Here is a 13,222-nt window from a genome sequence, read left to right as displayed (position 1 = left end):
GACGTAGTGGCCGGCGCCGTGCCGGGAGACGACCAGGCCGTCGTCGACGAGGACCTTGTAGGCGGCCGTGGCCACGCTGTTGCTGCTGCCGTGCTTGGCGGAGATCTCGGAGACGGAGGGGAGACGGGTGCCGGGCGGCAGCTCGCCCGATTCGATCAGGCCTCGCAGTTCCTCGGCGACTTGCAGGTACAGGGGCGTCTCGGCCGTCACCGTCCGCCTCCCTTCCATGTGACTTGCGTGACAGAGTAGCCAGACTCTCGCTACTCTCGTGCGAGAGTCATTCTCTCGCACAAGAGCGGGGATTCGTCGTGCCGATCAGCGACCGAGCAGCCCAGTTACGGGCCGCCCTCAAGGAAGCCCTCGACGGGGAGCAGGTGGACCTCTTCCCCGTCCAGCACGGCGCCCGCATATCCGCCCTCGCCCCCGCCCCGGACGAGTGGGACCGGTGGCACCAGGTCATCGCCGTCCTGCAGACCGCAGACGACTGGGGCAGCAGCAGCGCGGGCGGCACACCGGAGATCTGGGCCGAGATCAAAGACGAGGTGAGCACGTGAAAACCGACGGCACACACCCGACCACCCCCCAGTCAGTCGGTATCGCCTGGTGCGCCTGGCACCAGGGCTACAGCGCCACCGCCCGTCTCGTGCGGGACGCGGCGGGCGCCCGGCACTTCGCGTGCTTCTCGTGCCGCGAGGCCTACGACCTCGCCCCCATCGCGGACCAGCCGTGAACGCCGGGTTCGTCAACGCGGCCGAGATGCTGGCCGTGCCGAAGGCGGCCCGGCTCGCCCGCGCACGAGTGACGGGTCAGCTCTGCGTGTGGTGCGGCAAGACGCCCGAGATGGGCATCGGGCCCCGGCTCAGCGTCATCGACGGCGTGCTGCAGCGCTGGCTGCCACGCGCCTGCCAGTCCTGCGCCAGCCGCGAGGCCGCCCGGGTGTACGGCATCCACATCCGAACATGCCCCCGCTGCTCACACCGCGACTACTGCCCCGACAGCCGCGCCCTGCACGCACTCGCACAGCCTTGCCGGTAACCCCCGGCTGATCTCCCGCCCGCCCAGTACCCCATGCCATTGGGGCGAGCGGGACCCGCGGCCCCGGCCGGCGCCCCCCGTCGCCGACCGGGGCCGCATCCATGTCTTGATCGTCTGCACTTCGGGCGAGCATTGGGCGAGCTAACGATCAACGAGCCCCCGAAAAACGGCTGAGCCCCCACGTCAAATCCCTCTGACGTGGGGGCTCTCTCGTAGGCCCTGTGGGACTCGAACCCACAACCAATGGATTAAAAGTCCACTGCTCTGCCAATTGAGCTAAGGGCCCAGGCGATGCCGCCTCCATGAGCATAGCCGGAGGAGGCCGTGTCTCCGATCGGGTATCGGGGACACGGCCGTGCCGGCGACGGAGAAACGTCACGGATCCGTCGTTTCGGCCGGTACACCCTCCCGGGCCGTCGTTCGGGCGTGGTCGGGGGCGAGGAACCAGTGGCGGGCCGACACCAGCCACCAGGGCGCCGCGAAGCCGAGAACGACCAGTACGGCGATCGGGGCGTAGTTGAAGGTCTCCCAGGTGACCGGGGAGACCTGGGGCAGCATGAACAGGACCGTGATGACGGCCACCCAGGCCACCGACACCACGCCCACCGCCCGCGACCAGCGGCCCAGGTGCCACGGACCCCGTTCGAAGGCCTCGCCCTTGCGCAGCCGCAGCAGCGTCGGGATGACGTAGGCGATGTAGAGGCCGATCACGGCGATCGACGTGACCGCCGCGTACGCGGTGACATTGATCAGGTAGGGCAGGCCCAGCACGAGTGCGCCGCCGGCCGCCAGCCAGACCGCCGCGACCGGGGTGCGGTTGCGGTCGACGGTGCTCCAGAGGCGGGAGAAGGGCAGCGCGCCGTCCCGCGAGAAGGCGTAGATCATGCGGCTGTTGGCGGTGACCGAGGCCATGCCGCAGAAGAGCTGCGCGCCGATCACGACGAGCAGCAGCAGCTTGCCCGCCGTCGCGCCGAGCGCGTCGAGGAGGATCTGCGCGGGTGGCGCGCCGGTCGGGGAGGCGAGCGCGCCCTCGTAGGACTGGATGGCGAAGGTGAAGCCGAGGAGCAGGACGAAGCCGGCTATCCAGGAGGTCCAGATGGAGCGGACGATGCCCTGCGGGCCCGCCGTCGACGCGTCGCGGGTCTCCTCCGTCATATGGGCGGAGGCGTCGTAGCCGGTGAAGGTGTACTGGGCCATCAGCAGCCCCAGTGCCACGACGTACACCCCGCTGCCCCAGCCGGTGTTGTTGACGAACTCGCCGAAGACGAACGACGCCGACTGGTGGTGGTCGGGTACGAAGGTCAGCGCGCCGACGATCACCGCGACGCCCAGCACGTGCCACCACACGCTCACGCTGTTCAGCAGCGCGACGATGCGCACGCCGAAGGTGTTCAGCAGGCCGTGCAGGATCAGAATGCCCGCGAACAGCATGATCGTCCGGCCGGGTGTCACCTCGAAGTCGAACTGGAGGTTCAGGTACGCGCCGAGGAAGGACGCCGCCCCGAAGTCGATGCCGGCCGTCACCGCCACCTGGCCGAGCACGTTGAACCAGCCCGTGAACCACGCCCAGGCGGCGGCGCTGCGGGGCGGGGCCAGGCGGTGCGCCCAGAAGTAGAGGCCTGCCGAGGTCGGGTACGCCGAGCAGATCTCGGCCATCGCCAGGCCGACGAAGAGGGTCATCAGTCCTACGGCGACCCAGCCCCAGGTGATGACCGCGGGGCCGCCGGTGTTCATGCCGAACAGGTACAGCGTCAGGCACCCGGACAGCACCGAGATGATCGTGAAGGAGACCGCGTAGTTGGAGAACGCCGACATTCGGCGGGCGAGGACCTGTGTGTAGCCGAGCTGAGCCAGCCGTTCCTCGTCCGACAACCCGCTCGTACTGACGTCATCTGTCATGCCCCCAGCAATTCCCTCACCGGGGGCGTGACACACGTCACAAGTTGGCTAGAAAAGGCCCTTGTAGTTCTGCCACCCCGCGCCGATCTTGACCCGCGCCCCGAAGGTGCCGGTCCCGGTACCGGGCAGCCGGTACAGCCCACCCGCGGTGTCCCGCGCGACGAGGTCCGCCTTGCCGTCCCCGGTGATGTCACCGGCGCCGACGACCGTGTTGTACGACGCCCCCCAGTTCGCGAACAGCTTCACCCGCGCCGTGAAGGTCCCGTTGCCGGTCCCGAGGTAGCGGTACAGGTTGTTCGCCGTGTCCTGCGCCAGCAGATCACCGACACCGTCACCGTTCAGGTCGCCCACGCCGACGATCTTCTTGTACGACTTCCAGTTGTCGTAGAGCTTGACGGGCGCCGCCAGCGTCCGGCTGCTCGTGCCCTTGTACAGGTACACCTTGCCCGTCGACGGGTTGCGCGCGATCAGGTCCGGCCGACCGTCCTTGTTCACATCGCCGGGCGAGGTCAGCACGTCGAACTGACCGAATCCGCCGGCTCCGACCGTCCAGTGCGGCGATGTCGGCGTCACCGCCCCACCGCAGCCCGTCGCGTACGCCCGCAGCTCCCCGCCGCTCAATCGCACGAGGACGTCGTCGCAGCGGTCGCCGTTCAGGTCACCGAAGGGCACCGCCGTGATCCCGCCGGGCCAGCCACTGCCGCTGACCTGGCCGGAGAAGGTGCCCAGACCTGTTCCCTGCTGGTAGGTCAGGGTGCCCGGACGGGGCATGGTCAGGAGGTCGCCGACGCCGTCCGGCTTCGACCCGGGACCGACGTAGTCATGGAACACGGCACTGCCGCCCACCATCCGGACGGTGCCCCGCACCACCAGCGGATCGCCGACACCGTCCGCGGACCTGACGGTCACCGTCCAGTCGTAGTGACCGTTCGGAACGGGCTTCCCGCCGGACTCGGCACCGCCGTACCAGTTGACGTTCAGCGCCCCGCGCACGGCACCGCCGTCCGTGCCGCCGACGCGCTCGCCCGTCGTCCTGGCGCGGACGTCCAGCGACCAGCCGACGGCCGGCTTGGACAGCAGAAGGTGCGCGACGAGGGGGTTGCCCGGGGAGGTCTCGGCCGGAGTCTGCGCGGGCTCCAGCAACCGCAACGGCTGCTGCGGCACACCCGAGGGCACCAGGCGCACCTGTTCCCGACGGTCGACATAGGCGGCGTTCGCCCCGGACTCGTCCACGGTCCAGCGCACACCGCGCTGTGAGACGCCGGTGTCGGGCAGATCGCCGATGACCCGGCTCACGGGCGCACCGTCGGCCACCGTGGTCATGACCAGCTTCCCGGCCTGCTTGTCGTGCGTGACGACATACCCGTCGCCGAGCGCGGCCTCGTCGGCCGGCACCGGCACGGAGGTGCGCGCCGTACGGTCGTAGACGCCCGCCCGCCCGTCACAGGTCCAGTAGAGCCAGCGGCCCAGCGCCTGGAGGTCGGTGGGGGTGCAGCCGGCGTCCGTGGTGAGGGTCTCGGTGGTCTTCCTGGCGGCCAGGTCGTAGGCGGTGACCACGCCCGGGGTGGTGCCCGGAGTCCACAGGAGGTGACCGGAGAGGGCTGCGGGGCCCGGGGTGCGGGTGACGACCGGGACGCCCGTGCCGGTGCCGGCGATGCGGTACACGGACTGCTGGGTGGCGGCCTTGTGGATCACATAGCGGCCGGAGACGTCGGTGATCCGCCCGCCCGCGGGCACCTTCCGTTCCCTGAGGAAGTAACCGGGCCCGGCGCTGCTGAGCAGGTCACTGCCCGTCGCCGGGTCGTGGTCCAGCCAGACCAGCTGTCCGTCGGCGGCGCCCCAGAGCGAGGAGCACGCGACGTCGCCGGCCTCGCAGTTGTCGATCACGCCGCCTCCGAGGGCGGTGGAGGCCGGACCGAACGTGGGGGTGCCGGTCGGGGCGACCGTGCGCCTGAGCGTACTGCGCATGCCCCCGCCCGCGGTGGCGGACTGCTGGTCGGTGAGCACCAGCCGACCGTGGTCCAGCGCCAACCCCTGGATCTTGCGCGGCGGCTTGGGCAGTGCCTTGATCTGCGTGACGACCGGGATGCCGTCGGGGCCGGGCTGGATGCGCTGCACGCCCCAGTCGTCGATCGCGGGTGTGCGGCCCACGGCGAGGGCAGTGCCGTCGGAGACGGCGGAGACGCCCCGGTGCGACGAGGACAGCAGCGTCACCGCGGCTCCGCCGGCGAGCGGCTGGGCGCGCACCGCCGAACCGGCCCGGAACACCAGCCAGTCGCCGACCACGGCGAGGTCCTGCGCGTCCGAGGACGCCAAGGTGACCGCGGTCGGGGCCGCCGACAGATCGGACCGGGGGAACACCAGGACGGTGGGATCGCCGGCGTCGAAGACGACCACGTGGTCGGTGGTCACCTGGGCGTCGAGGTACGGGGTGGAGCGCGCCGGCGTCCACCCCCGCACCTGTCCCGTCCGCCGGTCGACCATGACGGACCGGTAGTCACCCCAGGTCTTCCCTCCGGCGATGAACAGCAGCCCGTCGGCGTCGGCGCCGGTCGGCCGCACGAGGTCGTAGCCCTCGGGCACTCCCGTCACCGGCACGTCCCGCGTGCCGCCGTCGGCCTCCGGGAAGAGCAGGTGCGTCTCCCGGTGGGACGCGCCACTCTCGTCGTCCCACTCCCGAAAAGCGACCACCACGTCGTCGTGGACAGCGATGGGCTCCAGTTCCTCGGGGATCCGGACGGTCCGGGTGATGCCGTCGGCGGCGTTCCACAGGTCGACCCGGCCGTCGGGGTAGTGATACGCGAGGACGTCACCGCCGGCCACGCCGTAGTTGATGTACCCCTGCGGGCGGACGACCTTCGTGGACGTGCCGTCCGAGTACCGCGTCCAGACGAGACCCGAACCCTCCAGGCTGTGGAACACGCCCTGGGCTCCGGCGCCGTCCCGCCCGGAGTACGTCGACGCGCCGTAGAGCGCACCCGAGGTGTACGTGTCGCGCAGATTCGCCGGCACCACCGTCTCCTGCGGCGTGTCCGCCACCGCCGGCGACGGCAGCAACGGGCTCAGGCCGGCCGCCAGAACGGCGGAAGCGGCGACGAGACGCAGGCGGACGAAGCCATGACGAGCCAAGTGAGTCCCTCCCCGGGAACAGGAGACGGACGGGCAGGACACCTTGGGCGTCCCCGGCCCCCCGGCCTTCACATCCGTCTCACAAGTCGGCTGATATTACAGCCCTCTGACGAGAAACGCCGTGGCCCCCACCGAGGAATTCGGTGGGGGCCACGGCGTTCAGTCAGCCGGACCGTCAGCCGTTGCGCTTCCAGCGCGGCTTGTCCTCGCGGCGGCCGAAGGAGCCACCCCGGTGGTCGTCACGACGGTGGTCGTCACGGCGGCCGTTCGGGCGGTCGTGGCCGCCGGAACGGAAGCCCGGACGGTCGTCACGGCGGTCGCGGTTGAACGGGCGGTCGTTGTGCCGGTGGCCACCGCGGTCGTCACGGCGGAAGCCGCCCCGGTCGTCGCGGCGCTCGAAGGAACGCCCGCCACGGTCGTCACGGTCCCGGTTGAACCCACGGCCACCGCGGTCGTCACGGTCCCGGTCGAACGGACGACGGTCGTCACGGCGCTCGAAGCCCCGACCACCCCGGTCGTCGCGGCGCTCGAAGGAACGCCCGCCACGGTCGTCACGGTCCCGGTTGAACCCACGGCCACCGCGGTCGTCACGGTCCCGGTCGAACGGACGACGGTCGTCACGGCGCTCGAAGCCCCGACCACCCCGGTCGTCCCGACGCTCGAACGAACGCCCGCCACGGTCACGGTCGCGATCCCGGTCACGGTCCCGGTCGTCGCGACGGAAGCCCCGGTCACCCCGGTCGTCGCGACGCTCGAAGGAACGCCCACCGCGGTCGTCACGGTCCCGGTCGAACGACCGCGCCCCGCGGTCCATGTCCCGCGCGGCCGGCTGCTCCGGCACGGACACCTCGCTCACCACGGCCGGCTCGACGGTCTCGGCGGCCTCGACCGCCGCGGCCTGCGCCTCGGCCACCGCCGCCTCGGGGTCCTCGCCCCGCTCGCGCGCGACCCGGGCCACCAGCCGGTCGGCCTCCTCGCGCAACTCGGCCGCACGGCGCTGCGCCCGCTCCAGCTGCTTGGTGAGCTGGGCGACCTCGCGCTCGGCCTGCTGCGCCGCGTTGCCCGCGGACTCGGCCTGCACCTCGGTCATCGACCGGGCGCCGGTGATCTCGGCGACCTCCGGGTCGAAGGCCGCGCCGCCCTGGATGATGTGACGCGCGGCGTCCACGCCCGCGTCCTCCATCAGACGGAAGATCTGACGGCGCTGGTGCGGCAGGGACAGGGAGACGACGGTGCCGGTGCGGCCCGCGCGAGCGGTACGGCCGGCGCGGTGCAGGTAGTCCTTGTGGTCGCCGGCCGGGTCGACGTTGAGCACCAGGTCGATCCCGTCGACGTGGATGCCTCGGGCGGCCACGTCGGTCGCGACCAGGACGTTGACGTACCCGTCCTTGAAGTCCGCGAGGGTCCGGGTCCGCGCCCCCTGCGTCATGCCGCCGTGCAGCGCGTCGGCCTTCACGCCGGCCTCGCGCAGCTGCTCGGCGACCCGGTCGGCGCCGAGCTGGGTGCGCACGAAGATGATGGTGCGGCCCTTGCGGGAGGCGATCGCGGCGGTGACCGGCGCCTTGTCCTTGGGCTTCACGATCAGGATGTGGTGCGACATGGTCGTGACGGCGCCCTGGGCGGCGTCGACCTCGTGGCTGACCGGGTTGTTCAGGTACCGGTCGACGAGGGTCTTGATCTCGTTCTCCATCGTCGCGGAGAACAGCATCCGCTGACCGCCCGCCGGGACCTGGTCCAGCAGCTCCGTCACCTCGGGCAGGAAGCCCAGGTCGGACATCTGGTCGGCCTCGTCGAGGACGGCGATCCGCACGTCCTCCAGGGAGCAGGCGCCGCGGTTGATGATGTCGCGCAGACGGCCGGGGGTGGCGACGAGGATGTCGACACCGCGCTCGAGGGCGTAGATCTGGTTGCCCATCGACGTACCGCCGCAGACGACCTTCATCTTCAGGCCGAGGACGTCGCCGTACGGCTGGAGCGCGTCCGCGACCTGCATGGCCAGCTCACGGGTCGGGGTGAGGATCACGGCGCGCGGCTTGTGCTTCTCGGTGCGACCGCCGGCCAGCGTGGCCAGGGTCGGCAGACCGAAGGAGAGGGTCTTGCCGGAGCCGGTGCGGCCACGGCCGAGGATGTCCTTGCCGACCAGGGCGTCCGGGATGGTCGCGGCCTGGATCGGGAAGGGGACCGTCACGCCGTTCTGCGCGAGCTTGCGGACGACGCCCTCGGGCAGACCGAGGTCCGCGAAGGTCACCTCGGGGGTGTCCGTCTCGGCGGCCACGATCTCGACGACCTCGTTCTCGAGGGCCTCGTTCTCGGGCACGACGACGTGATCAGTACTGGAAATGGACATGCGTATGCGAAACCTTCCGGAGTCTCGTCGGCACGCGCCCGTCAACTCCGTGAGTCGCATCACGACCGCCTCAATGCGGTCCGCCACGGCAAGGGAGAGTACGCGCCACACGGCGCGCTCTGCGGTGGCGCCGGGCAAATGGGATCAAACGATCTACCACCATACGCACCCACCACCCCCCAAGGCAAACCGAGCTTCAGCGACGTAGGTCACACCGCCCGGGACGGCCTACGGGGAGCGTGCCAGGGCCCGCGACCGGCGGCAAACTCCACAGCCTCTAGGCCGGTGACCCGGCCCGCGGTGCCGGTTCCCGTTCCACCAGCTGCGGCGTCGGCTCCTCGTGCGCCGACGACGACGGCTCCGGCGACACGGGCGGCTCCGGCGAGGGCGACGGCGGGGGCTCGGGGGACGGCGGCGGCTCCGGATCGGCCGAGCGCGTGGGCGTCGGCTCCTCCTTCGGCGGCTGCGGCTTCCCCGGCTTCTCGCTCTTGCCCGGCTTCACCTTCACCGGGGCCGGCGCGGTCGCCCCCGCCGACGGCGAGGCCTCGGGAGAGGCGGACTCGTCCGGCTCGCCCTTCTTGCCGTCCTTGCCGCGCCCGCGCCCGCCCTCGCCGCCCGCCGCGTCGAACCCGTCCCCGGCGGCCTGCCCGCCCGGCCCGCCGTCCGGCGCCTCACCGCCCCGCTGCCCGGCCGAGTGCGACGGCCTGGCCGGGCTGCCCTCCTCGTCCCCCACGCTCATGCATCCGGCGGCCGCGGCGACGGCGAGGACCGTGGCGGCCAGGCGAACGGGTACGTACAAGGGGCGCACGGGGCCACCTCCGGAGGCAGACGCAGAAGTCAACCTCACCAACTCCCGCCGCCCGCAAGAGGACACGCGGCCCGTTCGGCCCGACCCGCGCCTCAGCCGTACCCGAGCGCGTGCAGCCGGGCGTCGTCGATCCCGAAGTGATGCGCGATCTCGTGCACCACGGTGACCTCGGTCTCCTCGACGACCTCCTCCCGCGTCTCGCACATCCGCAGGGTCGGCCCCCGGTAGATCGTGATCCGGTCCGGCAGCACGCCCGCGTACCACTCCCCCCGGTCCGTCAGCGGAGTGCCCTCGTACAGCCCGAGCAGCTCGGGATCGTCCGCCGGCGGCTCGTCCTCGACGAACACCGCGACGTTGTCCATCAGCCGCGTCAACTCCGGCGGAATCCGGTCCAGCGCCTCGGCGACCAGTTCCTCGAACTCCTCGCGCGTCATCTCCAGCACAGGCCCATTCTCCGGCACGGAACCGCCGTACGAGGGGTACGAACGGCCCGCATATCCGGGCGCGGACTTGGGCATACGGGACCAATGGTCCGCGCCCGCGTCCCCGTCGCAGCCCTGAACCCCATGAAGCTCCTCGCCCGCATCCGCCCGGTCCGCCGCCCCCGCGTCACACCCGAACTCGCCGCCCGGCCCCAGCCGTGGCGCCGCGCCCTCGGCCTCAGCTCGGTCGTCCTGCTCGGTGCCTGGCTCGGACTGCTCGTCGTCGGCAACGTCGGCGTCCCCGTCGGCCCGATGAACACGACGATGACGCTGCGCCCCTCCGTCGACGGCGGCACGAAGATCAACGTCTCACCGCTGGGTGCCCTGCACCTCGACAGCCACATCGCCCCCGTCCGCCTGGACGTGAACGTCGACCAGCTCGACCCCGCCCGCTCCCAGGCCCTCGTGGACCACCCCGAACGGCTCTCCGGCCTCCAGGACGAGGTCGCCCGCGACGTCGAGCACGGCACCCTCGACCTCGCCGTGCGCTCCTGCGTCGCCGTCGTCTCCGGCGCCACCGCGCTCGGCCTCGCCGTCTACCGCCGCCCCCGCCGCGCCCTCGCCGCCGGCGGACTGGCCCTCGCCCTGCTCGCCGCCTCCGGCGCCAGCGCCTACGCCACCTGGAACCCCAAGTCGGTCCTCGAACCCCGCTTCTCCGGCCTGCTCTCCTCCGCCCCCTCCCTCGTCGGCAACGCCCGCAGCATCGTCACCGAGTTCGACGTCTACCAGCGGGAACTCGCCCGCCTGGTCACCAACGTCACCAAGCTCTACGACGTCACCTCGACCCTGCCCGCCTACCAGCCGGACCCCACCACCGTCCGTGTCCTGCATGTCTCGGACATCCACCTCAACCCGGCGAGCTGGAAGATCATCGCCTCGCTCGTGAAGCAGTACAAGGTCAACGTGATCGTCGACTCGGGCGACACCATGGACCACGGCACGGCCGCGGAGAACGGCTTCCTGGACCCCATCGCCGACCTCGGCGCGCCCTACGTCTGGGTCCGCGGCAACCACGACTCGATGGTCACCCAGCGCTATCTGCAAGGGATCAAGAACGTCCACGTGCTGGACGACGGCCGCGCGGTCACCGTCGCCGGACTGCGCTTCGCCGGGATCGGCGACCCCCAGTTCACCCCCGACCGCTCCGCCCAGCAGAACACCGAGGGCGTCCAGGAACAGGCCGGCGCCCGCCTCGCGGCCGCCCTGCGCGCCCAGCGGGCCGCGGGCACCCCCGCCGACATCGCCATCGCCCACGAGCCCTCCGCCGCCCGCCAGACCGACGGCGAGGTCCCCCTCGTCCTCGCCGGGCACATCCACCACCAGGAGATGGAGGTCCTGGAGAAGGGCACCCGGCTGCGCGTCGAGGGCTCCACGGGCGGCAGCGGACTGCGCGCCGTCGAGGGCAAGTACCCCGACCCCATCGAGGCGTCGATCCTCTACTTCGACCGCGACACCCGCCGCCTCCAGGCCTGGGACGAGATCAAGCTCGGCGGCCTGGGGCTGACAACGGCCGAGGTCAGCCGCCATCTACCGAAGGAGAACCGCCCCGGAGCCACCCCGTCGCCCACCACCCCGACCCCCTCCGCCGGCACCCCCTCGCCCACCGCTCCGTAAACCGTTTTGGCGAACCCTCCCGCCATCCCATATGCTTCTCACGTCCCCGACGCGCTGAGAAGCGCCCAGGCGGGCCGATAGCCCTCATCGTCTAGCGGCCTAGGACGCCGCCCTTTCAAGGCGGTAGCACGGGTTCGAATCCCGTTGGGGGCACGCAACACCGTGTGCGACACTGTCGTACACAAAGCTTGGTCCTGTGGAGCAGTTTGGAGTGCTCGCCACCCTGTCAAGGTGGAGGCCGCGGGTTCAAATCCCGTCAGGACCGCTGAGGTTTCACGTGAAACCTCGTGGCTGGGTAGCTCAGTTGGTACGAGCGTCCGCCTGAAAAGCGGAAGGTCGCCGGTTCGACCCCGGCCCCAGCCACCATCGACACCCCCACCGGGTCACCCGGTGGGGGTGTCCTCGTTCACGGACCGGTCGAAGGACGAGGTCCGGTCGAAAGATGGAGGCTGGTCGAGGGATCCGGACCGGGCGAGCGGGTGGGACCGGTCGAGCGGGCGGGACCACGTGCCGAGGGCGGCGCACTTGCGCAGGGCCGCCGGGACGATCCGCAGCGGGTCCTGGGCCAGGGCGTCCGGTACGGCACGGACACGGTGCCGGCGCGGGGTGGATCCCCTGCCGTAGCCCCGCCAGGTGCCGTTGTCGCGGCGGCCCTCGGGTCGCTCCACCTCCAGCAGACCGAAGGCGGCCAGCGCCTGATGGGTGTCGTAGACGTCCTGGCCGAGGCCGTAGAGGCCGGCCCGGGTCTCCCAGCCCACCGTGACGTACGTCGTCGCCGCGCCCTGGTGCAGCCACATCAGATAGGCCGCCGTCTCGCTCTTGGTCAGGACATGCACCCAGCCCCGGGTGAAGAACTCCCTCGGCACGGGCAGGCAGGCCTCCGAGGCCAGGGGGACCTTGTAGCGGGAAGCGCCCGCGCGGGTGTTCCGCCGCCCCTCGGTCAGCAGCTCGAACCCGTCGTACCGGCGGCCCCTGACGCTCTGCCCCAGCCCGACCAGGCCTTTCCTCGACAGCGTCGCCAGCGCCGCCCGGAACTGGCGCAGCTTGTTCGCCGTATGCCCGGAGACGTAGTCCCTGTCCCGGCCGGATCCGGCCGGGGAGGCCACCAGCTCCAGCCAGGTGACCTCCGCGTCGTCCTGGCGGCGGTCCAGGGGGATGGTGTTGCGCCAGTAGCGGCCCGGGGCGGTGGTGCACTGGGCGGCGAAGAGGGCCGTCAGGTGGAACTGCATGGCCACCCCCTGCGACACCAGCAGCTGCGCGAAACGGGGCATCGCCTCGACCGGCGGTCGTCTGCGCTCGTCCAGCTCCACGTCCGGCTTCCGGGCGTTGCGGGTGTACGCCGCCCGCAGCCGGATCCGAGCCGGGCTCTCCCCGTCGCGCCACAGGGTCTCGGTCGCGTCGAGCACATCGTTCAGCGAGCCGTCCCGGACCATCCGCCGCAGTGTCCGCTCCCTCTTCTCCGCCCTCTCCTGCACCAGCGTCCGCCCCGCCACCGAACCTCCCGATCATGGCCTCTTGGTCCGACCTTATGTCTACTGATACGCGCGCGCGTATCCAGTCAAGAAGGTCGGACCAAGGCGTATCGGCGCCCTCCCGGCGACCGCTCCGCACGCCCCCAGGATGGATGTCACAGGGGCCCCGCCGGGGCGGCCCCGTCACTCGGAAGGAATCAGAGATGCACCAGCCCGCGCACCGCCGTACGGACGCCGCCGTCTTCGTCGCCGTCCTCGTCACCGGAGTCGTCCTGGTCATGAGTGGGCGGGCCTCCGCCCAGGACGTGGCCGTCCTCGGGTCCGCCCTGTCGGCGCTGTACGCCGCCTGGCAGCGGCCGCCCGTCCGGAAGGTCTGAGCGGGACACCCGGCCGGCGGCGCCCAAAAGCGTTCGCCAGGTTTTTCGCCGGGATGAGA

12 protein-coding genes and 4 tRNA genes are annotated in these 13,222 nt (G+C 71.5%); 8 read left to right on the top strand and 8 right to left on the bottom strand.

From position 1 onward, the window contains the following. Positions 1-210, bottom strand: a 210-nt coding sequence (locus ALMP_RS17535) for a winged helix-turn-helix domain-containing protein (protein WP_264929277.1), incomplete at its 3' end; no start/stop codon positions are given. Positions 211-308: 98 nt separating this feature from the next. Here ALMP_RS17535 and ALMP_RS17530 point away from each other — a divergent pair. From ALMP_RS17530 to ALMP_RS17520, 3 genes are read left to right on the top strand one after another with little or no spacing between them, the layout of a single operon-like run. Continuing rightward, the gene (locus ALMP_RS17530; protein WP_264929275.1) at positions 309-554 is read left to right on the top strand and encodes a hypothetical protein; all 246 of its coding nucleotides are present in this window, start codon (positions 309-311) and stop codon (positions 552-554) included. Then, positions 551-730, top strand: coding sequence for a hypothetical protein (locus ALMP_RS17525; protein WP_264929274.1), 180 nt, complete (start codon positions 551-553; stop codon positions 728-730). The genes ALMP_RS17530 and ALMP_RS17525 overlap by 4 nt, the downstream gene beginning before the upstream one ends. Further along, the gene (locus ALMP_RS17520; protein WP_264929272.1) at positions 727-1,035 is read left to right on the top strand and encodes a hypothetical protein; all 309 of its coding nucleotides are present in this window, start codon (positions 727-729) and stop codon (positions 1,033-1,035) included. Before ALMP_RS17525 ends, ALMP_RS17520 begins: the two co-directional genes overlap by 4 nt. A gap of 213 nt (positions 1,036-1,248) precedes the next feature. On the opposite strand, the gene ALMP_RS17515 is transcribed toward ALMP_RS17520, so the two are convergent. The 6 genes from ALMP_RS17515 to ALMP_RS17490 form a co-directional block, all read right to left on the bottom strand. Then, positions 1,249-1,321, bottom strand: a tRNA-Lys gene (locus ALMP_RS17515). Between the two features lie 89 nt (positions 1,322-1,410). Continuing rightward, positions 1,411-2,934 (bottom strand): amino acid permease, encoded by a 1,524-nt coding sequence (locus ALMP_RS17510; RefSeq protein ID WP_264929270.1) that lies wholly within the window; start codon positions 2,932-2,934, stop codon positions 1,411-1,413. Between the two features lie 48 nt (positions 2,935-2,982). Further along, a complete protein-coding gene (locus ALMP_RS17505; protein WP_264929268.1) occupies positions 2,983-6,063 on the bottom strand; it encodes a VCBS repeat-containing protein in 3,081 nt (1,026 codons plus the stop codon). A gap of 175 nt (positions 6,064-6,238) precedes the next feature. Then, positions 6,239-8,410: a DEAD/DEAH box helicase gene (locus ALMP_RS17500; protein WP_264929266.1), complete on the bottom strand. Its 2,172-nt coding sequence runs from the start codon at positions 8,408-8,410 to the stop codon at positions 6,239-6,241. A 277-nt stretch (positions 8,411-8,687) separates the two neighbouring features. After that, on the bottom strand, positions 8,688-9,218 hold the full coding sequence (locus ALMP_RS17495) for a hypothetical protein (RefSeq protein WP_264929265.1): 531 nt from the start codon (positions 9,216-9,218) through the stop codon (positions 8,688-8,690). Between the two features lie 92 nt (positions 9,219-9,310). Further along, the gene (locus ALMP_RS17490; protein ID WP_003999986.1) at positions 9,311-9,661 is read right to left on the bottom strand and encodes a metallopeptidase family protein; all 351 of its coding nucleotides are present in this window, start codon (positions 9,659-9,661) and stop codon (positions 9,311-9,313) included. Between the two features lie 84 nt (positions 9,662-9,745). Here ALMP_RS17490 and ALMP_RS17485 point away from each other — a divergent pair, with 84 nt between their 5' ends. The 4 genes from ALMP_RS17485 to ALMP_RS17470 all read left to right on the top strand — a co-directional run bounded on the left by ALMP_RS17485 (position 9,746) and on the right by ALMP_RS17470 (position 11,680). Then, positions 9,746-11,314, top strand: coding sequence for a metallophosphoesterase (locus ALMP_RS17485; protein WP_375803498.1), 1,569 nt, complete (start codon positions 9,746-9,748; stop codon positions 11,312-11,314). A gap of 80 nt (positions 11,315-11,394) precedes the next feature. Next, a tRNA-Glu gene (locus ALMP_RS17480) sits at positions 11,395-11,467 on the top strand. A gap of 37 nt (positions 11,468-11,504) precedes the next feature. Beyond that, positions 11,505-11,579, top strand: a tRNA-Asp gene (locus tag ALMP_RS17475). 24 nt (positions 11,580-11,603) lie between these two features. Then, a tRNA-Phe gene (locus ALMP_RS17470) sits at positions 11,604-11,680 on the top strand. A 17-nt stretch (positions 11,681-11,697) separates the two neighbouring features. Here the strand turns inward: ALMP_RS17470 and ALMP_RS17465 are convergent. Beyond that, positions 11,698-12,807: a hypothetical protein gene (locus ALMP_RS17465; RefSeq protein WP_264929263.1), complete on the bottom strand. Its 1,110-nt coding sequence runs from the start codon at positions 12,805-12,807 to the stop codon at positions 11,698-11,700. A gap of 182 nt (positions 12,808-12,989) precedes the next feature. Between ALMP_RS17465 and ALMP_RS17460 the strand changes: the two genes are divergently transcribed. Continuing rightward, positions 12,990-13,163 carry a hypothetical protein gene (locus ALMP_RS17460; RefSeq protein WP_264929261.1) on the top strand — a complete coding sequence of 58 codons (174 nt, stop codon included), beginning with the start codon at positions 12,990-12,992 and terminating at the stop codon, positions 13,161-13,163. Positions 13,164-13,222 lie beyond the last annotated feature (59 nt).

This window comes from Streptomyces sp. A012304, assembly GCF_026008495.1.
GTDB lineage: Bacteria > Actinomycetota > Actinomycetes > Streptomycetales > Streptomycetaceae > Streptomyces.
The sequence above is the reverse complement of the archived record's forward strand: the minus strand, read 5'-3'. Positions and strand labels throughout refer to the sequence as shown.

Coding starts and splice junctions, on each gene's coding strand:
- ALMP_RS17510 (WP_264929270.1), bottom strand. CDS start 2,934: ATGACAGATGACGTCAGTACGAGCGGGTTGTCGGACGAGGAACGGCTG.
- ALMP_RS17500 (WP_264929266.1), bottom strand. CDS start 8,410: ATGTCCATTTCCAGTACTGATCACGTCGTCGTGCCCGAGAACGAGGCC.
- ALMP_RS17485 (WP_375803498.1), top strand. CDS start 9,746: ATGGTCCGCGCCCGCGTCCCCGTCGCAGCCCTGAACCCCATGAAGCTC.
- ALMP_RS17460 (WP_264929261.1), top strand. CDS start 12,990: ATGCACCAGCCCGCGCACCGCCGTACGGACGCCGCCGTCTTCGTCGCC.